This is a genomic window from Curtobacterium sp. GC_Cur_3 (assembly GCF_026544205.1).
Taxonomy (GTDB): Bacteria; Actinomycetota; Actinomycetes; order Actinomycetales; family Microbacteriaceae; genus Curtobacterium.
In genome coordinates, this window is sequence record NZ_JALNUI010000005.1 from 13969 (window position 1) to 37160 (window position 23192).

Here is a 23192-nt window from a genome sequence, read left to right on the forward strand (position 1 = left end):
CCGCATGGCTCCCGGTCCCGACGCGGTCGCCCCCACCGCGCTGGGGCACGTCACGCACGTCGAGATCGCGCTCCTCCAGGTGGCGCGCCGACACCGCTACGAGGGCCGACCCGCCGACGGCGCGCTGCCGTCGGACGAGGACGAACTGCGCGACCGGGTCGAACTCCGCGCCGGGCTGGGGATCGTCGGCGACCGGTACTTCGCCGCGCGGGCGCACGTCCACGCCTCGGTCACCGTGATCGGCCTCGAAGCACTCGAGGACGTCGGCCGCACGCTCGATGTCGACCTCGACCCCACGCGCACCCGTCGCAACGTCTACCTGCGCGGCGTCGACGTCGAGGCCCTCCGCGGGGAGCCCTTCTCGCTCGACTCCGGCCAGGGGCCCGCGCTGTTCCAGGGGTACCGGCCCGCGAACCCCTGCGCCTGGATGGATCACGAGATCGCGCCGGGTGCGTTCCAGGCGATGCGCGGACGGGGCGGGGTGCGGTGCGACCCCGAGTCCGACGGCGTGCTGAGCCTCGGACCCGCGGTGCTCCGCACGGCCCGCCCCGTGCCCGTTCCTGCGGCGCGCTAGGCGGAGGCGCCGGTGAGCGACGCCTCGATCGCGTCGACGAACGCCGGCAGGTCGTCCGGCGTGCGCGAGGTGATCAGCGTGCCCTTGGTGTCGTCGACCTGGACCTCCTGGTCGACCCACTCGGCGCCGGCGTTGCGGACGTCGGTCTGCAGCGACGGGTAGGACGTGATCGTGCGGCCCTGCAGGACGCCGGCCTCGACCAGGGTCCACGGACCGTGGCAGATCGCGGCGACGGGCTTGCCGGCCTCGGTGAAGCTCGTGGCCAGGCGCACGGCGGACTTGTCGAGCCGCAGGTTGTCGGCGTTGATGGTGCCGCCGGGGATGACCAGGGCGTCGAAGTCGCCCGCCGAGACGGTCGCGAGGGTGGTGTCGGGGTCGACCGTCTTGCCCGGGTCCTTGTCACCGACCAGCGTCTGGATGGTGTCGGTCTCCTGGGCCGCGACGGTCACCGAGGCTCCGCGCGCCCGGAGCTGGTCGACCGGGACGACGATCTCGTCCTGCTCCACGCCGTAGTTCGTCGCGATGACGAGGATCTTCTTGCCGTCGAGGGTTGCCATGACTGCTCCTTCCACGAGCCGGGGTCTCCGGCTGCGCGGTCCACGGTCGTCGTCGTCCGCTGGGCACCGGTTCAGCCCTGCGCTCCCTGCGCACCCGGGCGTCCCGCGGCGGCCGGGCCTCAGCCGCGGATGCGGAACGCGGTGCCCTCGGGCGTGACCTCGACGCCGTCGAAGCCGTGGACGCGCGGGATCCCGACCGTGACGTCGGCCTCGAGCGTCCCGACGACCACCGTCGTCGCTCCGGAGGCGATCGCGGACTCGACACCCGCAGGGGCGTCCTCGAAGGCGAGGCAGTCCGTCGCCGCCAGGCCGAGCAGTTCGGCGCCGCGGAGGTACCCGTCCGGGTGCGGCTTGCCGTTCTCGATGTCCTCGGAGGTGACGACCACGTCCGGCACGGCAACACCCGCGGCACGCATCCGGTTGAGCGCGAGGTCACGCGGCGCACTGGTCACCAGTGCCACGGGGACGCCGGCGTCGACCAGGCGCTGCACGAACGCCGCTGCTCCGGGGACCTCGACGATGCCGTGGGTGTTCTCGACCTCGTCGGCGACGAGCTCGTCTGCCAGTCGGCGCTGCTCGGCGGGGTCGAGGTCGGGCAGGAAGTGCGCGACGGTGTCGATCGTCTGGCGCCCGTGCGAGAACGCCAGGATCGTCGACGGTGCGAGGTCGTGCGCAGCGCCGAAGCGGCCCCACGCTCCTTCAACGACCGAGGTGGAGTCCACGAGCGTCCCGTCCATGTCGAAGAGGACCCCGGACGCCACGATGTCGATCACGTGCCCGACCCTACCGGCCAGGGGGACAGCGCGAGGATGCGGCCCACCTCACCGCGAGCGGACGTACCTCGTCAGCAGCAGGTCGCCCTCGCCGCGCAGCACGTGCGCCAGCCGCATCCGCCGCAGCTCCGAGGAGGACCCGCGCACGATGCGGGGACCCTCGCCGCCCTCGAGCGACGGGTCCACCGACAGGCACAGCTCGTCGACGAGGTCCGCCGCGACGAGCGACCCCAGGAACGACGGCCCGCCCTCGCAGTGGATGCGCGCGAGGCCCCGGGACACCAGGGCCTCCCGCACGAGCCCGACGTCGACCGAGTCCGTCCCGCAGGACACGACGTCGGCCACGGCGGACAGGGCCTCGCGCGCGGCGGGGTCGGCCGCGTCGGAGGTCAGCACCAGCGGACGGACGGGGGCGTCGGTGAACACGGACGACGCGGGGTCGAGCGACAGCGACCCGGTGACGATCGCGAACACGGGGTGGTCCGGCAGGCCGTGCTCGCGCCGCCAGGTGACGTCGGCGTCGTGCAGGCGCATCGGCCCGTAGCCCTCGTCGCGGACGGTGCCGGCGGCGACGAGCACGACGTCGGCGACCCGGCGGAGCAGGTCGAACACCCGCAGGTCGTCCGGCCCGCCGAGCGATCCGGTGACGCCGGCGGCCGACGCGGCGCCGTCCAGCGTGCTGACGAAGTTGACCCGGATCCAGCCGGCGGCCGACGCGTCGGAGCCGACCCGGGCCTCCTGTCCGGCACCCGACCCGACCGCAGTCGGAGCCGGCGCCGCGCTGTACAGGGCGACCAGGTCGTCGTCGGACAGGTCCGCGACGGACGGGGGCAGCAGGTTCACGTGTTGTGCCTCGATTCCAGAGGTGCGCGCCAGCCGAGGGTGGCCTCGACCATGCGCATGGCGTCGACGGACTCGACGACGTCGTGCATCCGGACGATGCGGGCGCCGAGCATCGCACTGACGGTCGCCACGGCCAGGGACCCCGACAACCGTGCGCCGCGGGGACGGCCGAGGGACTCGCCGACGAGGTCCTTGTTCGAGACGGCCGCGAGCACCGGGTAGCCGAGCGCGACGACCTCGGGCAGCCGCCGGGTGAGCTCGAGCGTGTGCACGGTGTTCTTGTTGAGGTCGTGGCCGGGGTCGACGATGATCCGCGCGTCGGGGACGCCCGCGGCGAGGGCCCGGTCGACGCGTTCGCGCAGGAAGCCGACGACGGACCCGGTCACGTCGTCGTAGACGGGCGGGGTCGGGAGCTGCTGGCGGGGCGGTGCCGTGGAGTGCGTGATGACGATGGTGGCGTCGGAGTCGGCGACCACGTCGGCCATCCGCGGGTCGGACAGCCCGGTGGTGTCGTTGACGACGCTCGCGCCGGCGGCGATCGCGGCGGCAGCGACCTCAGGCCGGAAGGTGTCGACGCTGATGACGACGTCGGACTGCTGGGCGAGCTGCTCGACGACGGGCACGACGCGGTCGATCTCGTCCGAGGCGGGCAGCTCCGGCCCCGGCGCGAACTTCACCCCGCCGATGTCGACCCAGTCGGCGCCCTGCTCGGCGGCGAGGACCGCGGCCTCGACCGCGCGGTCGAGCGCGAACGTGGCGCCCTTGTCGTGGAACGAGTCGGGGGTGCGGTTGACGATCGCCATCACGGCGATGCGGTGGTCGAAGTCGAAGGTGCGGCGGCCGATGGTGCGGACCGGGTCGCGCAGGTCGGGGACGACCCAGCCGGGTGCCGAGCCGGTCGGGAGGCTCGTGGCGGCGCCGTCAAGCGTCATGCGTCCGCCCCGGGGTGGGGTGTGGCGGTGGTGTCCGATCCGGCGGTTGCGGGTCCGGGTCCGGGTCCGGCTCCGGTTCCGGTTCCGTCTCCTGCTCCGGCGCCGATCCCGGCGCCGATCAGGGCGATCGCCTCGGCACGGCCGGTCGCCTCGGCCAGGGAGCCGCTCGCCGCGACCGTCACCGTGGTGGAGCCGGTCTGCCGCTCGCCGCGGGTCGTCACGCACTGGTGCTGGGCGTCGAGCACGACGAGGACGCCCTGGGCTTCGAGGCCGTCCTGCACGGCCCGGACGACCTGTTCGCCGAGCCGCTCCTGCAGTTGCGGGCGGGACGCGAGTGCGTCGACGACCCGGGCCAGCGTGCCGAGGCCGATCAGGCGCTCGCCCGGGGCGTAGGCGAGGTGGGCGACCCCGAGGAACGGCAGCATGTGGTGCTCGCAGACGGAACGGAACCGGATGTCGCGCACGACGACGAGCTGGCCACGCTCGTCGGCCTCGGCCGGGACGGTGCCGTCACGGGCGATCGCGGCGGCCTCCTGGCCCAGGCCGGCGAAGAACTCGGTGTAGGCGTCGGCCACCCGCTGCGGGGTCCTGGCGAGCCCGGGGCGGTCGGGGTCCTCGCCGATGCCGGCGAGGAGCTCGCGCACGGCGGCCTCGATGCGAGCACGGTCCATGCGGTGGTTCACGGACCCCATCCAACACCAGTCCCCCGACGCTGCCAGGTTCCTTTAAACTTCGTCAGTGAGCGCCACGAAGACCACCGAACCGCCCCGGAACCGCGTCGCGTCCGGCCTCGACCGCTTCTTCTCCGTCACGAAGCGCGGATCGACCATCCCCCGGGAGGTCCGCGGCGGCCTCGTCTCCTTCGTCACGATGGCGTACATCGTCATCCTGAACCCGCTCATCCTCGGGGGCTTCAGCGCCGACCAGGCCGCGAAGGACGTCACCGGCGGCTGGCTCGAGAACGCGCAGGTCGCGGCCGCCACCGGGCTCGTCGCCGGCATCATGACCATCGCGATGGGCATGATCGCGAACCTGCCGTTCGGCATCGCCGCCGGCCTGGGGATCAACTCGTTCCTCGCCGTGAGCGTCGTGCACCAGGTCACCTGGGCCGAGGCGATGGGGCTCGTCGTCATCAACGGCGTGATCATCGTCATCCTGGCGTTGACGGGCATCCGGACGATGATCTTCACGGCGGTGCCGGCGCAGCTCAAGGCCGCGATCACCGTCGGCATCGGCCTGTTCATCGCCTTCATCGGCCTGGTCGACTCCGGCTTCGTGCGCTCCTCGGGACTGGCGTCGCCGCCCCTGCAGCTCGGCGAGGACGGCTCCGTCGGGGCCCTCCCCACGATCGTGTTCCTCATCGGCCTGGTCATCATCGGCACGCTCATGGCGCGCAAGGTCAAGGGCGCCCTGCTCATCGGCATCATCGCGACGACCGTCATCGCGATCATCCTGCAGGCGGTCTTCCACGTGCCGACCTCGGTCGACTCCAAGACCGGCTGGAACCTCAACGCCCCCGGCCTGCCGAGCGCGCTGTTCGCCCTGCCCGACCTGTCGCTCGTCGGGCACTTCGACTTCGGTGCCTTCAGCCGCATCGGCCCGCTCGCCGCGTCGATGCTCGTCTTCACGCTGGTCTTCACGAACTTCTTCGACGCGATGGGCACGATGACCGGCCTGGCGAAGGCCGCCGGGGTCGCGAAGCCCGACGGCACCTTCCCCCGGCTCCGCTCGGCGCTCGTCGTCGAGGGTGCCGGTGCGATCGCCGGTGGTGGTGCCTCGGTCTCGTCGAACACCGTCTTCATCGACTCCGCCGCTGGCATCGGCGAGGGCGCCCGCACCGGCATGGCGTCCGTCGTCACCGGCCTGCTGTTCCTGGCGTCGATGTTCCTCACGCCGCTGACCCAGGTCGTCCCGCTCGAGGTCGCCGCCGCCGGGCTCGTCGTCGTCGGTGCGCTCATGGTCGCGCAGGTCAAGGACATCGACTGGACCGACTTCGGGTCCGCACTGCCGGCGTTCCTGACGATCGTCGTGATGCCCCTGACCTACTCGATCGCGAACGGCATCGGCGTCGGCTTCATCAGCTGGGTGCTCATCAAGGCGCTGTCCGGCCGCGGCCGCGAGGTCTCCTGGCTCCTCTACGTCGTCGCCGCGGGCTTCCTGCTGTACTTCGCGCGCGGGCCGCTGGAGTCGGTGCTCGGCGTCGGCTGACGGGAGCGTTCCGCGGGAGCGGGAGCGGGAGCCGTAGCCGCAAGACACCGGTGTTCGTGGATCGAACCGCGGATGTTCGCGGCGCGGAACACGAACACCGGTGTTTCGCGGGCTGCTCCGGCGCCGAGCAGCCGGCCGGGAGGCTCGGGGCTACTCCGGCAGGTCGGCCGGCGTCGCCTCGTGGTGGCGCCGAGCGCGCGTGCGCCGGTCCTCCTTCATGCCCGCCTCGAGCAGGTGGCGTCGGCCCCCGGCGAGGTCGTCCCGCGCCGTGCGCTCCAGGTCCTTCGCGAGCGCGTAGTACCCGTCGTCGTAGTCCTCGACGATCTGGAACGTCCACCGTCCCTCGATGACGTTCCGCCCGATCAGCTCGGTGTCGATGCGGTCCGCGAGTTCGGTGTGCCCGGCATTCCGGAGCTGCTCGACGGCGTCCCCGAAGCCGAGGTCCGCCTTGCCCGTCAGGCGGTGGAACCCGTAGAGGTAGCCGCGAGCGTGCTCGAGCACCTCGAGTGCCGCGGCGAGCGTCCCGAGGGCTTCGACCGTCTCGTCGGACACCCCCTCTGGCACCTGGTGGGCGGCGTCCGGTCCCTGTCCGTCGTTCGTCATGTGACCCCGTCTACACGAGCAGTCCCGGAACCGCTCCCGGGATCCGACGGCGGTTGCAGGACCCCCGACCGCGGCTTACCATTCGAACACACGTTCGAATGAGGAGGACCCGATGATCGTCATCGACGCAGCCACCACGGTCTGGTGGGCCCAGGGGATGCCGGTGCGCATCGTGTGGCAGGGACGCCGCTGGCGGGTGTCCGACGTTCCGACGCGCCTCACCGTGACCCCGTCCGACCTGCCCACCGCCATCACCCACGCGCCCGAACGGACCGCGGGGTGGCGCTTCCAGGTGACCGCCGAGGACGGCGAGACGCTGGTGGTCGACATCGTCCCGGACGGCGGCGGGTGGGCGGTCGCACGGACGTGGTCGTGACGCCGACTGGGCGCACGGCCGGAGCTCACCGAGCCGACGTCGGCTCGGTGGACGGCACGGCGCTGGTCGCCTGCTCCGGCCCCGACGGTCGCTCCGGTCGCTCTGGTCCCGCCGGGCGCTCCGTTCGCACCGGTCGCACCGGTCGCTCCATGAGTCGCCAGGCCCCGCCGGTGAGCGGCGCGAGGGTCACCACCGTGTAGAGCGCCACCACCACGCCGAAGGTCGCCGAGACGCCGATGCCCTCGGCCGCGAACCCGGCGAGCAGCCCGCCGAGCGGGATGCCCGCCCACGAACCCGCCCCGAGCAACCCGAACACCCTGGCCCGCATGTGCACGGGGATCCGCTCGAGCTCGACCGCCCCGAGGATCGGGTTGAGCGACCCGGCAGCCACCCCGGACACCGCCGACGCGGCGAGCATCCACGGCAGCCCGAGGCCGAGCGCCGGCACGGCCAACGACGGTCCGCCGGCCAGCACGAAGCACAGCACGAAGGTGACCCGCCGCGGGACACGGTGGGCGACGTACCCGAACGCCACGGAGCCGAGGAACGCCGCCCCGCCGAAGGTGCCCGTCACGAAGCCCAGCGCCTGCGCCCCGCCGAGACGCTCGTCGGCGTAGAGCGGCAGGAGTGTGGTCGACCGTGCCGCATCGAGCAGGTTCGTGACGAGGACGAGCGCGATGACCAGTCGGAAGAACGGGTCGCGGACGCAGAACCGGAAGCCCTCGGCGATGTCACGCCAGTACCCGGCGGACGAGACGGTTCCGTCGTCGCCCCCGGCCGCCGGGACGACCGACGCCTGCCGCACGAACAGCGCGGTCAGGACCGCCGCCCCACCGAACGCGAGTGCCGTGCAGGCGAGCGCTGGCATCGGCCCGAGCAGCGCGACGAGCACACCACCGACGGGCGCGCCCACGAGCACGGACAACCGAGCCGAGGCCTCGAAGTGCCCCACGGCCCGCTCGAGCGGCACGCCGGCCTCGGTCGCGAGCCCCGGCAGCAGCACCCGTCGGGCGGACTCCCCTGGCAGGTCGAACAGGCCGCTGACGAAGACCAGCGCGAGCAGTGCCCAGAACGGCAGCCCGACGGTCCACGCGAGCACCGGCATCGCGAGCAGGGTCAGCCCGCTGACCACGTCCGAGCCGATGCTCGACCGCACGAAGCCCACCCGTTCGATCAGCGCACCGCCGAAGGGACCGCCGAGGACGATCGGGACCGTCGCCATGAACGCCGCGATGCCGACGTCGGTCGCCGAGCCCCCTCGGGCGAGCACGGCGAACGGGACGCTGACGGTCGTGACGACGTTGCCGATGCGCGAGACGACCTGGACGGCGAGGAGTGCCCGCAGCCGCCCGCGCGGCGTCATGCGCGAGGCCGTCGGTACGCCTGCACGAGCACGGCGACCTGCTCGGAGCCGTCACCCTCGACGTGCTCGGCTCCGATCTCGCGGTACCGCTCGAGCACCTGCCACAGGTCCGCGCTGAGCTGCGTGAGCTCGGGCACGGTCAGCCGCATCACCCGGTCCGAGCTGCTGCCCGCCGCGACCCACTCCCGCCCGAAGGTCGCCGCGTGGTCGACGTAGGACTCGTAGTTGGCGGCGTACGTCCGGGCGACGGCGCGGTCGAGGGCGCTCACCGCGAGGGTGCGCTCGGGGTCGTCGAGCGCGTCCTCCAGCGACCACGACGAGGACCGGTGCACCGAGCGCCACCACCGCTCACGGCGGTCGACGCCGAGGTCGGTGGCCGGCTCGATCAGCCCGGCCGTCGCGAGTCGACCACAGTGGTAGCTGATGGTCCCGGGCGCCTCGTCGATCAGTTCGCCGAGCATCGCGGCGGTCTTCGGGCCGTCCGTGCGCAGCAACCCGAGGATGCGCAGCCGCGTGGGGTGCGCGAGGGCCCGCATGTGCGCCGGGTCGTCGATCCGTCCGTCGTCGTCCATGCCGTCAGCGTAGATGCACAAGACATGTTGCGCAAGCACCGTTGTGCAATTGAAAGGACGGTGAGAGTCACGCGCGCGGTACCGTCACGACATGACCCGGTGGATCGCCCTGCTGCGCGGCGTGAACGTGAACGGCATCACCATCCGCTCGGCCGAGCTCCGGACGCTGTTCGAGGAGCGCGGACACACCGACGTCCGCACGGTGCTGGCGTCGGGCAACGTGGTGTTCTCGTCCGGGATGCGCGAGGCCGAGCTCAAGGCCGACGTCGAGCAGGCGCTCCGTGACCGCTTCGGCTACGACGCCTGGATCGTGCTCGTCCCGCACGACGCCCTCGCCGCGCTCGTCAGCGCGTTCCCCTTCGAGTCGTCGGTCGACCGGCACGACTACGTGCTCTTCGGGTCCGACGACGCCGCGCTGGACGACCTGCTCGCGGACCTCGTGCTCGACGACACGGTCGAACGGGTCACACGCGGCGACGGTGTCGTCTACTGGTCGTGCCCGAAGGGGTCGAGCACGGACACGGTCTTCGCGAAGCGGGCCGGCGCCGCACGGTTCAAGCGCACCACGACGACCCGCAACACGAACACGCTGCGCAAGCTCCTCTGAGTCAGGACTGCGCGGGCTGCCCGTTGCTCGCCATGGTGCCGCCGTCCACGGGCAGGATCGCCCCCGTGATGAACGACGCCTCGTCGCTGGCCAGGAAGAGCACCGCCGCGGCGACCTCCTCCGCACGACCACCACGGCCGAGGGCGATGCGCTCGGCGAACTCCTGCTTGAGGGCCTCGTCCTCGGCCTGCTCCTGCGTCATGTCCGTCCAGATCAGGCCCGGCGCGACCGCGTTCACCCGGACGCCGGCGTGGCCGTTGTCGAGCGCGGCGGCCTTCGTGAAGTTCGACACCCCGCCCTTCGCCGCGTTGTAGGGGCTCATGCGCCAGTCAGCGCCCTGGCCCGACACGGACGAGGTGTTCACGATCGACCCCTTCGTCTCGCGGAGGAACGGAAGCGCCGCCCGGGTGCCGTAGAACACGCTCGACAGGTCCGTCTCGATCACCCGGTGCCACTCGTCCGTGGAGATGTCGGTGACGTCGCCGGAGGTGAAGGTGCCCGCGTTGTTCACGAGGACGTCGACCCGGTCCCAGCGGTGGATCGCCGCGGCGACGACGGTCTCCCAGTCCTCCGGCGAAGCGACGTCGGCACGCAGGACGACGACGCGGTCGGTCGGCAGGTCGTCGCCGACGGCTCGGACCTTCTCCTCGACGCTGTCCACGAGGACGACCGAGGCCCCCTCGTCGACGAACGCCCTCGCCGTGGCCGCACCGATGCCGGAGCCGGCCCCCGTCACGATCGCGACCTTGCCCTCGAAGCGCTTGCCCATGGTGGATCCTCTCGTTGCACGTCCGTGCCCGGGAGAGACGCCATCGGCCCGATGGGCACAGCAGACACCGTGCCCGCACCGGCCTGGACACGCGGCCAGGCGAGCGGACCGCCGGGGCCGCGCCGCGCCTCCAGGCCGGACCGAGCCCCACGCCGCGCCGGACCGAGCAACCATGCCGGACCGAGCCGCGCACCGTGGTGCGCGACCCGGACCCGGGAACCGCTACGCGGTGGTGTCGTCCGTGTCGAGTTCGCGCTCCAGGGAGATGGTCGGGATCGACGCCGTGATGACCGAACCGTCCGCGCGGAGCGTGCCCTGGATGTCGCTCGTCGTCGGGGCGTGCCCGGACATCCGCGGCCCGTGGTGCGGGATCGGCACGACGGTCGGGGCGCCGGCCTCGATGTCGTACGGCTGGTTGTGCACCCACGCCGTGAAGCCGGACCCGGTCTCGACCGTGAACGTCATGTGCTCCTGCTCGAGGTCGACGCGCACGCGCGAGCCGTGCACCGTCAGGCGGTAGGTCAGGCGCTCCCACTGCTCGGGCAGCCGCGGGTTGAACGACATCTTGCCGCCGTGGTCGCGCATGCCGCCGAAGCCGTTGACGAGCCCGCCCCAGATGCCACCGGTCGACGCGATGTGCACGCCGTCGGTGGTGTTGCCGTGCAGGTCGGCGAGGTCGACGTAGAGCGCGGTGTGGAAGTACTGCTCGGCGAGCTCGTGGTAGCCGACCTCCGCCGCCATGATCGACTGCACGACCGCCGACAGGGTCGAGTCACCCGTGGTGAGGGCGTCGTAGTAGTCGAAGTCGCGGCGCTTCTCCGCCGGGGTGAACTCGTGGCCCTGCAGGAACAGCGCCAGCACGACGTCGGCCTGCTTGAGCACCTGGAACCGGTAGATCACGAGCGGGTGGTAATGGAGCAACAGCGGACGCTTGGACTCGGGGGTCCGCTCGAGGTCCCAGAGTTCCTTGTCGAGGAACTGGGCGTCCTGCGGGTGGATGCCACGGTGCGGGTCGAAGGGGATCTCCATCGACTCGGCGGCGTGCTCCCAGTCGACGATCTCGGACGCGTCGAGACCGGTGCGGCGGACCATGCGGGCGTACTCGCCCGGGTCGTCGACGCTGAGCTGCCGGCACGCGTTGACCGCGAACCACAGGTTCGCCCGGGCCATCACGTTCGTGTACATGTTGTCGTCGACGACGGTCGTGTACTCGTCCGGACCGGTGACGCCGTCGATGTGGAACTTCTGGTCGCCGTTGGAGCGCCAGAAGCCGAGGTCCTCCCACAGCCGGGCGGTCTCGACGAGGATGTCGATCGCCCCGCGCTTCAGGAACTCGGTGTCGCCGGAGGCCCGGACGTACTGCATCAGCGCATGGGCGATGTCCGCGTCGATGTGGTACTGCGCGGTGCCGGCGGCGTAGTACGCGCTGGACTCCTCGCCGTTGATCGTGCGCCACGGGAACAGGGCGCCGTGCTGGTTCAGCTCGCGGGCACGGGCCCGGGCGGAGTCGAGCATGTTGTATCGGAACCGCAGTGCGTTGCGCGCGACGATCGGCGCCGTGTAGCTGAGGAACGGGAGGACGTAGATCTCCATGTCCCAGAAGTAGTGCCCGCCGTAGCCGGAACCGGTGACGCCCTTGGCGGCGATGCCGTGGCCGTCGGTGCGGGCCGTCGCCTGCGCCAGCATGTAGAGGTTCCAACGGACGGCCTGCTGGATCTCCGGCTGCCCGGCGATCTCGACGTCACTGCGCGCCCAGTAGTCGTCCATCCAGACGCGCTGCTTGGCGAAGGTCTCCTCCACCGTCTCGGCGTGGGCGCGGTCGAGCGTGCGGTCGCAGCGGTCGGCGAGTTCGCGCGCCGGCACCCCGCGGGAGGTGTGGTAGACGATGTTCTTGGTCAGGCGGATCGGCTGGCCGGCCTTGGCCTGCACCCGGTAGACGTGCTTGGCGAGGTCGTCCTCGATCGAGGAGGACTCGTCCCACGAGTTCTCGGTCTCGAGGCGGTGCTCGACGCCGACGCAGATCGTCATGCCGGAGCTCTTGGCCTGGTACCCGAGCAGCGAGCGGGTCGCCGTGTTCCGCTTGAGCCGGGGTTCGAGCACGCGCTCGCTGAAGGTCTCGGCCTTGCGCGGGTCGAACGCCGACGCGGACGCGGCCGCCCGCATGCCGGCGTGGTACTCGTCCACGACGTCCTGCCGGTTGAGGATCTGGCTGGAGAGCAGGATCGAGGCGTCGTGGTCGAGCATCGTGACCTCGTAGTCCACGACGGCGAGGTGCCGGTCCGTGAACGACACCAGGCGACGCGACCGGATCAGGACGCGCTTGCCGGAGGGCGTCGACCACTCGGTCTCCCGCAGCAGGAACCCCCCGCGGAAGTCGAGTCGGCGCGTGTGCCGCAGGATGTCGGCCTCGGCCAGGACGAGGGGCTCGTCGTCCACGTACAGCCGGATCACCTTGGCGTCGGGCGCGTTGATGATGGTCTGGCCCGTCTTGGCGAACCCGAAGGCGTCCTCCGCGTGCCGGATCGGCCAGGTCTCGTGGAAGCCGTTGATGTACGTGCCGTACTGCACGCCGCCGCGGCCTTCGTCGAGGTTGCCGCGCAGCCCGAGGTAGCCGTTGCCGACCGCGAAGTTCGTCTCCGCGACGCCCTGCTCGTCCGGGGTGTACTCGGTCTCGACGAGCGCCCACTCGTCGACCGGGTACCGGACGCGGTCGAGGGGGTCCGAGGTGATGGGGTTCATGGGGCTCCGTGGGAGAGGAGGTGGTCAGGGACGGCCTGGAGGCGCAGATCGCGCCGGTGGTCCGCCTACGTCGTCGGGACGGCCGGCTCGGGCAGCTCGGCGATGAGGTCGGCGAGGTCCGTCACGACGACGTCCGCGCCGTTCTGTCGCAGGGCGTCGGCACCCGCGCCGCGGTCGACGCCGACGACCAGCCCGAACGAGCCGTTCCGACCGGCGGCCACACCGCTCGTGGCGTCCTCGACCACGACGCACTCGGCGGCGGTCAGGCCGAAGCGGCTGGCGGCGTCGAGGTAGGTGTCGGGGGCGGGCTTGCCGGCGAGGCCGTCTTCCCGCGCGACCATGCCGTCGATGACGACGGGGAAGCGCTCGAGGATGCCAGCGGTCCGGAGCACCGACTTGGCGTTCGCGGAGCTCGACACCACGGCGACGGAGAGGCCGGCGTCGATCGCGGCGACGAGGAAGCGGAGCGATCCCGGGTACGGCTCGACGCCGTGCTCGGCCAACTCCGCGGTGAACTCGGCGTTCTTCCGGTTGCCGAGCCCGCAGACGGTGTCCTGGTCGGGGTCGTCGTCCGGGGTGCCCTGCGGCAGCTCGATGCCGCGGGCGTCGAGGAGCGACCGGACGCCGTCGTAGCGCGGCTTGCCGTCGATGTACGCGAAGTAGTCCTGCTCCGTGTACGGCGCGACGCCGTGCGCGGCGAGGTACGGCGTGAACAGGCGGCTCCAGGCGCGCATGTGCACGTCCGCGGTGGGCGTGAGGACGCCGTCGAGGTCGAACAGGAGTGCCCGCGCATCGGCGAGGCGCACAGGGGCGGACCGGTCTGACGACGTCATGGACGCACCTTCCAGGGAGTCGTGTCGAACGAGTGGTGCGCCCGAGTCTAGGACCGCTCCAGGTGCCACGCCGCACGCGGCACCGCCCCTGTGGAGAGAGTTCACCGACGGTGGAGAACGTGCTCGTCACTGTGAGGGCGCGCAGCGGACAACCGGTTCGCTCATCGTGACGAAGGGGACACGATGACCGACACCACCGACCACGCCGTCGACCGGCAGGACTCCAAGCTCCGCCAGGCGATCACCGGGCCGCTGCTCTACCTGTTCATCCTCGGTGACGTCCTCGGCGCCGGCATCTACGCGCTGATGGGCACGCTCTCGAAGGACGTCGGCGGGGCACTCTGGGCGCCGCTCCTGCTGGCACTGCTGCTCGCGCTCCTGACGGCGGGTTCGTACGCGGAGCTCGTGACGAAGTACCCGAAGGCCGGTGGCGCCGCGATCTTCGCCGAGCGCGCCTACAAGGTGCCGATCATCTCGTTCCTGGTCGGGTTCTGCATGCTCGCCGCCGGCGTCACGAGTGCTGCGGGCCTGTCGCTCGCCTTCGCCGGCGACTACCTCGGCACGTTCGTCGACCTGCCGCCGGTGCCGACCGCCATCGTGTTCCTGGCGCTGGTCGCGTGCCTGAACGCCCGCGGGATCTCGGACTCGCTCAAGAGCAACGTCGTGATGACGATCATCGAGGTGTCCGGCCTGGTGATCGTCATCGTCGCGGTCGCCGTCATGATGGGCGGCGGGGGCGGTGACGTCTCGCGCATCGGGGCGTTCCCGTCCGAGGCGAACCCGGCGCTCGCCACGCTGAGCGCCGCGATCGTCGCCTACTACTCGTTCGTCGGCTTCGAGACCTCCGCCAACGTCGCGGAGGAGGTCCGTGAGCCGCGGAAGGTCTACCCGCGGGCCCTGTTCGGCGCCCTGGCCACCGCCGGCGTCGTCTACGTGCTCGTCGGTCTGGCGAGTGCGATCGCCCTGCCCTCCTCCGAGCTGCAGAAGTCGTCCGGCCCGCTGCTCCAGGTCGTCGCGGCCACGGGTGTGCCGGTCCCGGACTGGGTGTTCAGCCTGATCGCCCTGGTCGCCGTCGCGAACGGCGCGCTCCTGACGATGATCATGGCGAGCCGCGTGACGTACGGCATGGCCGAGCAGCGCCTGCTGCCGACGGTGCTCGGCAAGGTCCTGCCCAACCGGAAAACGCCGTGGACGGCCATCGTCGCGACGACCGTGGTCGCGATGCTGCTGACCCTCGTCGGTGACGTCGGCACCCTCGCCGAGACCGTCGTGCTGCTGCTGCTCTTCGTCTTCATCAGCACCAACGTCGCCGTGCTCGTCCTGCGCCGCGACCGCGTGGAGCACGACCACTTCCGCGTGTGGACGTTCGTCCCGGTGCTCGGCGTGCTGTCGTGCATCCTGCTGCTCACCCAGCAGAGCGGGCAGGTGTGGCTGTACGCGGCGATGCTGCTCGCGGTCGGCGTCGTGCTCTACCTCGTGGCGCGGGTCAGTGGAGGCCGGACGCGCGGAGACCGTCGACCCACCGCGTGACGGCGGCGGCGATCTCGGCACGGGCCTGGGCGCGCGGGATCGTCGCGGTGCGGTCGCCCGGCTGGGCGCCGTACGCCCCGAAGTCCGCGTGGTTCACGCCCTGCAGCTCCGTCATCGTCGCACTCGCCGGCAGTCGGCCCCGGGCGGCGTCGACCTTGGCGGGCGTGGAGAGCCCGTCGCGGGACCCGGAGACGCTCAGGACGCCCAGGTCCGACCCGGACAGGTCGTTCGCGCAGTAGCTGCCGAACAGCAGCAGGCCGGCGACGTCGGGGCTGTCGGCGAGCTGGCACGCCCGGACGCCGCCGAGGGAGTGGCCGCCGACGGCCCAGGTGTGGACGGACGGCACGTGGGCCTCGAACGTGGTGAGCGGCCGCGGGTCGAAGAAGGCCAGGTTGAGCGTCGGCTTCGTGATGACGACGGTCGTGCCGGCGGCGGCGACCTGCCGGAACGACGCCATGTAGGCGTACGCATCGACCTTCGCGCCGGGGATGAACACCACGCCGACACCGTTCGCACTGCCGGTGGGCGTCATCACCACGGCGTCGCCGGCGTCGCGCACGGCGACGCGGTCGTCGCGCCAGACCTGCAGCGCGGCGGCGCGGGTGCCCTGCATGACGATGTTCGCCCAGACGAGGAAGACCACGACCAGGACGAGCACCACCGCCACGGTCCAGGTGGTCCATCGGCGTGCTCGGCTCATCGTGGCTCCTCGGTCCGGCGTGCGGTGACGGTGAACGCGGCGTCGTCCGACGAGGCCCGGACGACCACGTCGTCCCAGCCGGCAGCGGCGACGTCGGCCGCGAGGGCGTCGTCGGTCCGCTGCACCGTCACGGCGAGCACCCCGCCGGGACGGACGGCCACGAGGGCACGGCGGAGCACCCCGCGGAGCTCCGCCCGGCGCACGTGGCGGAGCAGCCCGGTCGCGAACACGGCGTCGATCGGCCCGCCGAAGACCCCGGTCCGGACGTCGAGCACCCGCGCGCCGTGGCCGTCGGCCCGAAGCTCGTCGACGAAGCTCCTGGCCCCGTCGGTGCGCTCGACACGGAACCCGGCGGCTTCGAGGGCGAGAGCGTCCCGCCCGGCCCCCGAGCCGAGTTCGAGCACGTGGGCACCCGGGCGCACCAGCCCGGCCAGCACGTCGACCAGCCTGGAGGCGCGTGGTGCCTCCGGCAGACCCGCCAGCGCCCGGAGCATCACGACCTCGTGTCGTCCGTCGGGCAGGGCGTCACCGGGCACCGTCGAGTCGGTGAAGCCGAGGCGTGCGTACGTCCGTCGGGCGCGGGCGTTGTCGGGCATCACCGCGAGCTCGAGCACGGCGGCCCCGGTCTCGACGGCCCAGCGCGCGACGGCCTCGATGAGGGCGTCCGCGACACCGCGGCCACGCGCGGCGGTGTCGACCCACATCGAGATCAGCTCGGCGTGGTCACCCTCCCCGGGGACCCCGCTCGCCATGCCGACGGCGTGGTCGTCGTCGTACGCGACCAGGTCGATCGCTCCCGGGATCGACAGCCGGGTGCGCCAGCGGTCCTCCGGTGCGTCCGACCAGTCGGCGAGCCTCGACCCGAACGCGTCGGGGGCGTCCGCGAGCGCCGCCAGCCGGACCGGCCGCCAGAGCTGCCAGTCGTCGGCGGTCAGGGCCCGCAGCGTGGTCGTCACGCCATGACGCTAGCGCTCCCCGACCCGGACCGGCAGTCGGGCCGACGGCGACGCTGCGGAGGAGGGCGAGCCTCCCGTCCGCACGCCGCTCCCAGCCGCGCGCCGACATGACGACGGCCCGACGTCCCCGGCGTGCTGCCGAGGCCCGTCGGGCCGGTCGTGGTGGTGTGGGTCAGGCCGTGATGGCCGCGCGGATCTCCGCGGCGGCGGCGCCGACGTCCGACGCGCTGTAGATCGCGCTGCCGGCGACGGCCACGCGTGCGCCGGCTTCCTGCACCGAGGCGACGGAGGAGGCGTTCACGCCACCGGCGACCGAGAACGGCACACCGGACTCCTTGCCGGCGTCGAGGAGCTTCGAGAAGGTGAAGCCCTCTTCGGCCTGCTCGTCGAGACCGGCGTGCATCTCGACGAACTCGGCGCCCATCTCGGTGACCTCGCGGGCACGGGCGGCCTTGTCGGAGACGCCGATCAGGTCGACGACGATGCCCTTGCCGTGGGCCTTGGCGGCCTTGACGGCACCGGCGATGGTGCTGTCCCCGGCGACGCCGAGCACGGTGACCAGGTCGGCCCCGGCGGAGAAGGCGATGTCGGCCTCGAGCTCGCCGGCGTCCATCGTCTTGAGGTCGGCGAAGACGATCTTGTCCGGGTGGGCTTCCTTGATCGCGGTGACGGCGGAGAGGCCGGCGGCCTTGATCAGCGGCGTGCCGAGCTCGATGATGTCGACGTGCGGGGCTGCCGCGGCGGCGAGCTCGAGGGCCTTCTCGGTGGTCAGGGTGTCCATGGCGAACTGGAGCTGCATGAGTGTGCCTTTCAGTGGTTCATTCGAGGTTGGCGTGACGGGGCCAGAGGTCGTCGGCGGACTGCCCGCCCCTGGCCCACAGGGTGTGGAAGAATGCGTCGCCGAGCAGCGCGACGCCCTGTTCGAACAGGCTGCCGGCGTACTGCGCGGACGCGGTGCCGGAGCGGTCGGTCTTCGTGGCGGCGGGGAGCACGAGCGTGACCGCGGCCAGCTCGGCGAGGGGCGATTCGGCGGTGGTGGAGACGGCGATGACCGATGCCCCGACCTCGACCGCCTTCTGCCCCGCTGCGACGATCCCGGAGGTCGTGCCGGAGCCGCTCGCGACGAGCAGCACGTCGCCCGGACGGATCGCCGGGGTCGTGACCTCGCCGACCACGTGGACGTCGAGTCCGAGGTGCATCAGCCGCATCGCCGTCATCCGGAGCGCGAGTCCGGAGCGTCCGGCACCGTGCACGAAGACCCGGTCGGCGCCCTCGACCAGCTCGACTGCCTGCGCGAAGGGCGCGGGGTCGGCCGACCGGAGTGCCGAGGCGAGGTCGTCGAGCTCGCGGACGACCAGGTCGAGCGCGTCGGGAACGGTCGGTTGTGCCATGCAACCCACACTGGCCCTCCGCCCCTGGACGGACCGCTACCCGACACGGCGGGGGTCCCACCCGATCGGGTGGCCCCACCCACACGGATGGGAGACCCGCGTAGGTTCGGTGCGTGGACGACACAGCAGACACCGCCCGGGAGGCCCGGGTCGACCCCGGCGGACGCCTCGCCGCCGCGGAGCACGCCAGGACCGTCGCCGAGCAGGCCGACCGGCACGCCCTCACGCTGGAGTCGGTGCTCGCGGTGCTCCGGTCGTCGCGGGTCGGCGACGCAGCGGCGCGGGCCGAGGCCGTCGAGATCGCCTCGGCCGCCCTCGTCGAGCTGCGCACCGCGACGGACCTGCAGCGCGGGGCCCTGCTCGAACCGGTGACCGGGGCGTTCTCCCGACTCCGCGCCGACCTCCGCCCGCTCGTGCGCTTCGGCGACCTCGACGTGCAGTTCGTCGAGCCGCCGGCCACCGGTCGGGCCCTGCCCGGTGACGTCGCGCACGCCGCCAGGGCGATCGTGCGGACGGCGGTCCTCGCGCTCGCCGACGAGGGTCGGGCGCAGCGGGTCCGCATCCAGTGGGACTGCGACGGCCGGAACCTGCTCATGCAGCTCCGCGACGACGGTGCCGGCACGCTCGACACCCACGACGACGCCATGCGGCCGATCGCCGAGCGGGTCGCGGCCCTCGACGGACGGCTCCGGGTCGACTCGACACCCGCGTGGGGCTCCGTCCTCGACATCTCGCTCCCCCTGGACCCGCCGGCCGGACAGGTCGACGTGGCCGACGACGCCGACCTCACCCCGCGGGAGCGCGACGTGCTGCGCCTCGTGGTCACCGGCGTCGGCAACCGGGAGATCGCCGACGGGCTCGGCATCACCGTCAACACGGTGAAGTACCACGTGGCGAACCTGCTCCGGAAGCACGGGGCCCGGACCCGCGCCGAACTCGCCGCCGCAGCCGGGGCCCGCTCGTGACGGACGCCTTGCTGTCTCAGGGCGTGAAGCGGTAGCCCATCCCCGACTCGGTGACCAGGTACCGGGGGTGCGCGGGGTCCGGCTCGAGCTTCCGCCGCAGCTGCGCCATGTAGAGCCGCAGGTAGCCGGAGTCGTTGCCGTGCGTCGGACCCCAGACCTCGGTCAGGAGCATCTCGCGCGTCATCAGCCGGTCGGGGTTCGTGACCAGGACCTCGAGCAGCCGCCACTCGGTCGGGGTGAGCCGGATCGCGGGCCCCTCGGTCGACGTCACCTGCTTCGCGACGAGGTCCACGAGCAGCGGGCCGATCGCGATGGACGGGGTCTCCTCGGTCGCGACGACCCGCCGCCGACCGAGCGCCCGGAGCCGTGCGAGCAGCTCGTCCATCTGGAACGGCTTCGTCACGTAGTCGTCCGCGCCGGCGTCGAGGGCGTCGACCTTGTCCGCCGAGTCCGTCCGCCCGGACAGCACCAGCACGGGCACCTGCGACCACGCCCGGATGCCCTGCAGGACGCCGATCCCGTCGAGCCGCGGCATGCCGAGGTCGAGCATCACGATGTCCGGGCGCTCGGTGATCACCGCGTCGATGGCGGCGCGGCCGTCCCGGGCGGTGACGACGTCGTACCCGCGGGCGGTCAGCGTCACGCCGAGGGCCCGGACGAGCTGCGGGTCGTCGTCCGCGATCAAGACTTTCATCGGGCTTCCACTCCCAGGTGTCCGGCGATGGGCAGCCGCACCACCATGGTCAGTCCGCCGCCGGGGGTGTCGTCGACCTCGATGGTGCCGCCCATCCCCTCGGTGAAGCCCCGCGCGAGTGCCAGCCCGAGCCCCAGCCCGGTGTCGTTGTCGGTGTCGCCGAGCCGCTGGAAGGGCTGGAACACGTCGTTCCGCTGCACCTCGGGGATGCCCGGCCCGTGGTCCGTGACGCGGAGCTCGACCCCGCCGCCGAACGCACTCGCCGCCACCCGGACGCTCGTGCCGTCGGGGCTGTAGCGGACGGCGTTCGCCAGCAGGTTCACGATGACGCGCTGCAGCAGCACCGGGTCGGCGAGCACCTGCGGCAGGTCGGCCGGCAGGTCGAGGTCGACGTCGTCAGGCCCGAGCTCCAGCTCGTCGAGGGCCGGCGCGACCACGGTCTCGAGCGGCAGCGGCACGGGCGTGACCGCGAGCACCCCCGCCTGCACCCGCGAGACGTCGAGCAGGTCGCCCAACAGCACCGCGAGCTGACCGAGGCTCTCGTCGGCGGTCGCGAGCAGGGCCTCCCGGTCGGTCTCGGACAGCCGGATGTCGCTGGCACGGAGGGTCTGCACGGCGGCCGAGGCGGCCGCGATCGGCCGGCGGACGTCGTGGCCGACGGCCGCGAGGATGGCGCTCCGCACCCGGTCCGCCGCCGCGATCCGCTCGGCGTCCACCGCGGTGCGGGTGAGTGCCCGGTGCTCCAGGGCGGCGTCGATCTGCTGCTCCACGACCCGCAGCAGTCGGCGCTGGGTCGGGTCGTCGGGTGCGCCGGCGAACTCCAGGACCGCACCGGACGGGAGGCTCGTGGTGGCGTCCGGCGTCTCCTCGAACGTCCCGGACGTCGCCGGCACGACCTCGCCCTGGCGGACACGCAGCCCGGTGAAGCCGAAGGCCTCGCGGGTGCGGTCGACGAGTGCCTGCAGGGCGTCGTCGCCGCGCAGGACGCTGCCGGCGATCCCGACGAGGAGCCCGGACTCCGCCGCAGCCCGACGAGCCGTGCGGGAGCGGCGTGCGGACCGGTCCACCACGAAGCTGACGAGCACGGCGCTGATGACGTACATCACCAGGGCGACGAGGTGCCACGGCTGCTGCACGGTGACCTGGTGCAGCGGCTGGACGAAGAAGAAGTCGAGACTGAGCCCCGAGAGCACGGCCGCGAACACCGCCGGCAGCATCCCGCCGACCAGCGCCACGACGAGGACGAGCAGCTGGTACGCCAGGACGTCGACCGTGATCGAGTCCGGGTCGTGGGTGAGGCTGAGCGCCCAGGTGAGCAGCGGCCCCGCGACGAGGGCGAGCACGAACGCGGCGACCACGCGGCCCCGGGACAGGCTGCCGCCGAGCTTCGGCAGGGCGATCCCGCCGCCGGCCCGCTCGTGCGTGACCACGTGCACGTCGATGTCGCCGGACTCCTGGATCACCGTGTTGCCGATGCCCGGGCCGGTGACGGCGGCGGTCGCGCGACTCCGGCGGCTGACCCCGATGACGATCTGCGTCGCGTCGATCGACCGGGCGAACCGCACCAGCGTCGAGGGCACGTCGTCACCGACCACCTGGTGGTACGTCCCGCCGAGCTGTTCGAGCAGCGCCCGCTGTTTGCCGAGCGCACCGGGGTGGCGTTCCCGCAGCCCGTCGTTCGTCGTGACGTGCACGGCCGCGAGCTCCCCGCCCGCGGACCGCGCCGCGATCCGGGCCCCGCGGCGCAGGAGGGTCTCGCCCTCGGGCCCGCCGGTGAGGGCGACGAGGACGCGCTCCCGGGCCTCCCACCGGTGGTCGATGCCGTGTTCGGCGCGGTAGCGCTTGAGCGCGTCGTCGACCTCGTCGGCCAGCCAGAGCAGGGCGATCTCGCGCAGGGCGGTGAGGTTGCCCAGGCGGAAGTAGTTCGACAGCGCGGCGTCGATCCGGGCGGCCGGGTAGACCAGCCCGTCGGAGAGCCGCTCGCGGAGGGCCTGCGGCGACAGGTCGACGACCTCGATCTGGTCGGCGGCGCGGACCACGGCGTCCGGGACGGTCTCCCGCTGGACGGTGCCGGTGATCTCGCGCACGACGTCGCCGAGGGACTGCATGTGCTGGATGTTCACCGTCGAGATGACGTCGATGCCGGCGGCGAGCAGGGCCTCGACGTCCTGCCAGCGCTTCTCGTGCGGGCCGCCGGGGGCGTTCGTGTGGGCGAGCTCGTCGACCAGGGCGACGTCGGGCCGGCGTGCGACGACGGCCGCGAGGTCCAGGTCGTCGAGCTCGACGCCGCGGTGCTGTTCGGTGCGGCGGGGCACGACCTCGAGCCCGTCGACGAGCGCGGCGGTGGCGGCGCGGCCGTGGGTCTCGACGACGGCGACGACCACGTCCCGGCCCTCGGCACGCAGGCGACGCCCTTCCTCGAGCATCGTGAAGGTCTTGCCGACGCCGGGTGCGGCACCGAGCAGGACCCGCAGCTTCCCTCGCTTCACGTGCTCATCCTCTCGCGTCGTGGTGCTGCGTCGTGCGGAACCAGGTTCTGGACACCGCACCGCGCAATCGCTCGGTGCGGTGTCCGGATCCCGGTGTGGTGCGGGCAGGCCGGGTCAGGACAGCGCCGCCAGGGCCAGGTTGAGCTGGAGGACGTTGACCGCGGGGCCACCGAGGACGCCGAGCTGGCGGCCCTCGGTGTGCGCGGCGACCAGGGCACGGACCCGCGACTCCGACAGGCCCCGGGCCTCGGCCACCCGGGCGACCTGCTCGCGGGCGTACTCGGGGCTGACGTCCGGGTCGAGGCCGGAGCCCGACGCCGTCACCGCGTCCGCGGGCACCTCGGCGGCGGGGACCCCGTCGGCCTTCGCGACCGCCGTACGACGCTCGTCGATGGCCTTGGTCAGGTCGGGGTTGCTCGGCCCGAGGTTCGACCCGGACGAGGCACCGGCGTCGTACCCCTTCTCGCCGGCGGCCGACGGGCGGGTCTGGAACCAGCGGTCGGCGTCCTTGCCGCTGACCGCCTGCCCGATGAGGGAGGAGCCGACGACCTTCCCCGACGCGTCGGTGACCATCGAGCCGTTGGCCTGGTCGTGGAAGGCCACCTGCCCGACGCCGAACACCGCGAGGGGGTAGGCGACGCCGAGCACGACGGTGGCGAGGACGGTGAGGCGGACGGCCACACCGAGTGAACGGACGGAACTACGTGGTGATGCCATG

Annotated in this window: 24 protein-coding genes; 6 read left to right on the forward strand and 18 right to left on the reverse strand. The window is 72.5% G+C overall.

Annotated features, from left to right (window positions below; all coding sequences use genetic code 11):
* Positions 1-4: 4 nt before the first annotated feature.
* Complete coding sequence (locus OXR63_RS03520; protein WP_267420105.1) at positions 5-574, forward strand: MOSC domain-containing protein; 570 nt, start codon at positions 5-7, stop codon at positions 572-574.
* On the opposite strand, the gene OXR63_RS03525 is transcribed toward OXR63_RS03520, so the two are convergent.
* The 5 genes from OXR63_RS03525 to folE all read right to left on the reverse strand — a co-directional run bounded on the left by OXR63_RS03525 (position 571) and on the right by folE (position 4362).
* The gene (locus OXR63_RS03525) at positions 571-1131 is read right to left on the reverse strand and encodes a type 1 glutamine amidotransferase domain-containing protein (RefSeq protein ID WP_267420106.1); all 561 of its coding nucleotides are present in this window, start codon (positions 1129-1131) and stop codon (positions 571-573) included. The two genes, OXR63_RS03520 and OXR63_RS03525, sit on opposite strands and share 4 nt — an antisense overlap.
* 119 nt (positions 1132-1250) lie before the next feature.
* Positions 1251-1904, reverse strand: coding sequence for an HAD-IA family hydrolase (locus OXR63_RS03530; RefSeq protein ID WP_267420108.1), 654 nt, complete (start codon positions 1902-1904; stop codon positions 1251-1253).
* A gap of 48 nt (positions 1905-1952) precedes the next feature.
* Positions 1953-2747 (reverse strand): pyrimidine reductase family protein, encoded by a 795-nt coding sequence (locus OXR63_RS03535; protein ID WP_267420110.1) that lies wholly within the window; start codon positions 2745-2747, stop codon positions 1953-1955.
* On the reverse strand, positions 2744-3679 hold the full coding sequence (gene folP, locus OXR63_RS03540; protein ID WP_267420112.1) for a dihydropteroate synthase: 936 nt from the start codon (positions 3677-3679) through the stop codon (positions 2744-2746). The genes OXR63_RS03535 and folP overlap by 4 nt, the downstream gene beginning before the upstream one ends.
* The gene (gene folE / locus OXR63_RS03545; RefSeq protein WP_308202134.1) at positions 3676-4362 is read right to left on the reverse strand and encodes a GTP cyclohydrolase I; all 687 of its coding nucleotides are present in this window, start codon (positions 4360-4362) and stop codon (positions 3676-3678) included. The genes folP and folE overlap by 4 nt, the downstream gene beginning before the upstream one ends.
* Before the next feature lie 55 nt (positions 4363-4417).
* On the opposite strand from folE, the gene OXR63_RS03550 reads away from it, so the two are divergent.
* Complete coding sequence (locus OXR63_RS03550; protein WP_267420114.1) at positions 4418-5887, forward strand: NCS2 family permease; 1470 nt, start codon at positions 4418-4420, stop codon at positions 5885-5887.
* A gap of 150 nt (positions 5888-6037) precedes the next feature.
* Here the strand turns inward: OXR63_RS03550 and OXR63_RS03555 are convergent, their stop codons facing one another.
* Positions 6038-6490, reverse strand: a complete 453-nt coding sequence (locus tag OXR63_RS03555; RefSeq protein ID WP_267420116.1) for a hypothetical protein — start codon at positions 6488-6490, stop codon at positions 6038-6040.
* A gap of 112 nt (positions 6491-6602) precedes the next feature.
* Between OXR63_RS03555 and OXR63_RS03560 the strand changes: the two genes are divergently transcribed.
* Positions 6603-6866, forward strand: a complete 264-nt coding sequence (locus tag OXR63_RS03560) for a hypothetical protein (RefSeq protein WP_267420118.1) — start codon at positions 6603-6605, stop codon at positions 6864-6866.
* A gap of 25 nt (positions 6867-6891) precedes the next feature.
* On the opposite strand, the gene OXR63_RS03565 is transcribed toward OXR63_RS03560, so the two are convergent.
* Positions 6892-8229 carry an MFS transporter gene (locus OXR63_RS03565; RefSeq protein ID WP_267420119.1) on the reverse strand — a complete coding sequence of 446 codons (1338 nt, stop codon included), beginning with the start codon at positions 8227-8229 and terminating at the stop codon, positions 6892-6894.
* A complete protein-coding gene (locus OXR63_RS03570) occupies positions 8226-8801 on the reverse strand; it encodes a winged helix-turn-helix domain-containing protein (protein ID WP_267420121.1) in 576 nt (191 codons plus the stop codon). Before OXR63_RS03570 ends, OXR63_RS03565 begins: the two co-directional genes overlap by 4 nt.
* Positions 8802-8892: 91 nt before the next feature.
* Between OXR63_RS03570 and OXR63_RS03575 the strand changes: the two genes are divergently transcribed.
* On the forward strand, positions 8893-9408 hold the full coding sequence (locus OXR63_RS03575) for a DUF1697 domain-containing protein (RefSeq protein ID WP_267420122.1): 516 nt from the start codon (positions 8893-8895) through the stop codon (positions 9406-9408).
* 1 nt (position 9409) lies between these two features.
* Here OXR63_RS03575 and OXR63_RS03580 read toward each other — a convergent pair whose 3' ends face one another.
* From OXR63_RS03580 to OXR63_RS03590, 3 genes are all read right to left on the reverse strand, one after another.
* The gene (locus OXR63_RS03580; RefSeq protein ID WP_267420123.1) at positions 9410-10177 is read right to left on the reverse strand and encodes an SDR family NAD(P)-dependent oxidoreductase; all 768 of its coding nucleotides are present in this window, start codon (positions 10175-10177) and stop codon (positions 9410-9412) included.
* Between the two features lie 222 nt (positions 10178-10399).
* The gene (locus OXR63_RS03585; protein WP_267420124.1) at positions 10400-12916 is read right to left on the reverse strand and encodes a glycoside hydrolase family 65 protein; all 2517 of its coding nucleotides are present in this window, start codon (positions 12914-12916) and stop codon (positions 10400-10402) included.
* A gap of 65 nt (positions 12917-12981) precedes the next feature.
* Positions 12982-13749: an HAD family hydrolase gene (locus tag OXR63_RS03590; RefSeq protein ID WP_267420125.1), complete on the reverse strand. Its 768-nt coding sequence runs from the start codon at positions 13747-13749 to the stop codon at positions 12982-12984.
* A 183-nt stretch (positions 13750-13932) separates the two neighbouring features.
* Here OXR63_RS03590 and OXR63_RS03595 point away from each other — a divergent pair, with 183 nt between their 5' ends.
* Positions 13933-15279 (forward strand): APC family permease, encoded by a 1347-nt coding sequence (locus tag OXR63_RS03595; RefSeq protein ID WP_267420127.1) that lies wholly within the window; start codon positions 13933-13935, stop codon positions 15277-15279.
* On the opposite strand, the gene OXR63_RS03600 is transcribed toward OXR63_RS03595, so the two are convergent.
* The 4 genes from OXR63_RS03600 to hxlB all read right to left on the reverse strand — a co-directional run bounded on the left by OXR63_RS03600 (position 15236) and on the right by hxlB (position 18326).
* Entirely contained in the window at positions 15236-15979 is a 744-nt protein-coding gene (locus OXR63_RS03600) for an alpha/beta hydrolase (RefSeq protein ID WP_267420129.1), read from the reverse strand. The two genes, OXR63_RS03595 and OXR63_RS03600, sit on opposite strands and share 44 nt — an antisense overlap.
* A complete protein-coding gene (locus OXR63_RS03605; RefSeq protein ID WP_267420130.1) occupies positions 15976-16935 on the reverse strand; it encodes a bifunctional GNAT family N-acetyltransferase/class I SAM-dependent methyltransferase in 960 nt (319 codons plus the stop codon). The genes OXR63_RS03600 and OXR63_RS03605 overlap by 4 nt, the downstream gene beginning before the upstream one ends.
* A 172-nt stretch (positions 16936-17107) precedes the next feature.
* Positions 17108-17734: a 3-hexulose-6-phosphate synthase gene (gene hxlA, locus OXR63_RS03610; RefSeq protein WP_071276907.1), complete on the reverse strand. Its 627-nt coding sequence runs from the start codon at positions 17732-17734 to the stop codon at positions 17108-17110.
* Positions 17735-17753: 19 nt separating this feature from the next.
* Positions 17754-18326: a 6-phospho-3-hexuloisomerase gene (gene hxlB / locus OXR63_RS03615; protein ID WP_267420133.1), complete on the reverse strand. Its 573-nt coding sequence runs from the start codon at positions 18324-18326 to the stop codon at positions 17754-17756.
* A 113-nt stretch (positions 18327-18439) separates the two neighbouring features.
* Between hxlB and OXR63_RS18310 the strand changes: the two genes are divergently transcribed.
* Positions 18440-19291, forward strand: a complete 852-nt coding sequence (locus OXR63_RS18310) for a LuxR C-terminal-related transcriptional regulator (protein ID WP_267420135.1) — start codon at positions 18440-18442, stop codon at positions 19289-19291.
* A 16-nt stretch (positions 19292-19307) separates the two neighbouring features.
* Here OXR63_RS18310 and OXR63_RS03625 read toward each other — a convergent pair whose 3' ends face one another.
* The 3 genes from OXR63_RS03625 to kdpC all read right to left on the reverse strand — a co-directional run bounded on the left by OXR63_RS03625 (position 19308) and on the right by kdpC (position 23191).
* Entirely contained in the window at positions 19308-19985 is a 678-nt protein-coding gene (locus OXR63_RS03625) for a response regulator (protein ID WP_267420137.1), read from the reverse strand.
* Positions 19982-22474, reverse strand: a complete 2493-nt coding sequence (locus OXR63_RS03630) for an ATP-binding protein (RefSeq protein WP_267420138.1) — start codon at positions 22472-22474, stop codon at positions 19982-19984. Before OXR63_RS03630 ends, OXR63_RS03625 begins: the two co-directional genes overlap by 4 nt.
* A 114-nt stretch (positions 22475-22588) precedes the next feature.
* Positions 22589-23191: a potassium-transporting ATPase subunit KdpC gene (kdpC, locus tag OXR63_RS03635; RefSeq protein ID WP_267420139.1), complete on the reverse strand. Its 603-nt coding sequence runs from the start codon at positions 23189-23191 to the stop codon at positions 22589-22591.
* Position 23192: the final 1 nt, after the last annotated feature.

Coding starts and splice junctions, on each gene's coding strand:
- OXR63_RS03520 (WP_267420105.1), top strand. CDS start 5: ATGGCTCCCGGTCCCGACGCGGTCGCCCCCACCGCGCTGGGGCACGTC.
- OXR63_RS03525 (WP_267420106.1), bottom strand. CDS start 1,131: ATGGCAACCCTCGACGGCAAGAAGATCCTCGTCATCGCGACGAACTAC.
- folP (WP_267420112.1), bottom strand. CDS start 3,679: ATGACGCTTGACGGCGCCGCCACGAGCCTCCCGACCGGCTCGGCACCC.
- OXR63_RS03555 (WP_267420116.1), bottom strand. CDS start 6,490: ATGACGAACGACGGACAGGGACCGGACGCCGCCCACCAGGTGCCAGAG.
- OXR63_RS03560 (WP_267420118.1), top strand. CDS start 6,603: ATGATCGTCATCGACGCAGCCACCACGGTCTGGTGGGCCCAGGGGATG.
- OXR63_RS03565 (WP_267420119.1), bottom strand. CDS start 8,229: ATGACGCCGCGCGGGCGGCTGCGGGCACTCCTCGCCGTCCAGGTCGTC.
- OXR63_RS03570 (WP_267420121.1), bottom strand. CDS start 8,801: ATGGACGACGACGGACGGATCGACGACCCGGCGCACATGCGGGCCCTC.
- OXR63_RS03575 (WP_267420122.1), top strand. CDS start 8,893: ATGACCCGGTGGATCGCCCTGCTGCGCGGCGTGAACGTGAACGGCATC.
- OXR63_RS03580 (WP_267420123.1), bottom strand. CDS start 10,177: ATGGGCAAGCGCTTCGAGGGCAAGGTCGCGATCGTGACGGGGGCCGGC.
- OXR63_RS03585 (WP_267420124.1), bottom strand. CDS start 12,916: ATGAACCCCATCACCTCGGACCCCCTCGACCGCGTCCGGTACCCGGTC.
- OXR63_RS03590 (WP_267420125.1), bottom strand. CDS start 13,749: ATGACGTCGTCAGACCGGTCCGCCCCTGTGCGCCTCGCCGATGCGCGG.
- OXR63_RS03595 (WP_267420127.1), top strand. CDS start 13,933: ATGACCGACACCACCGACCACGCCGTCGACCGGCAGGACTCCAAGCTC.
- OXR63_RS03600 (WP_267420129.1), bottom strand. CDS start 15,979: ATGAGCCGAGCACGCCGATGGACCACCTGGACCGTGGCGGTGGTGCTC.
- hxlA (WP_071276907.1), bottom strand. CDS start 17,734: ATGCAGCTCCAGTTCGCCATGGACACCCTGACCACCGAGAAGGCCCTC.
- hxlB (WP_267420133.1), bottom strand. CDS start 18,326: ATGGCACAACCGACCGTTCCCGACGCGCTCGACCTGGTCGTCCGCGAG.
- OXR63_RS03625 (WP_267420137.1), bottom strand. CDS start 19,985: ATGAAAGTCTTGATCGCGGACGACGACCCGCAGCTCGTCCGGGCCCTC.
- kdpC (WP_267420139.1), bottom strand. CDS start 23,191: ATGGCATCACCACGTAGTTCCGTCCGTTCACTCGGTGTGGCCGTCCGC.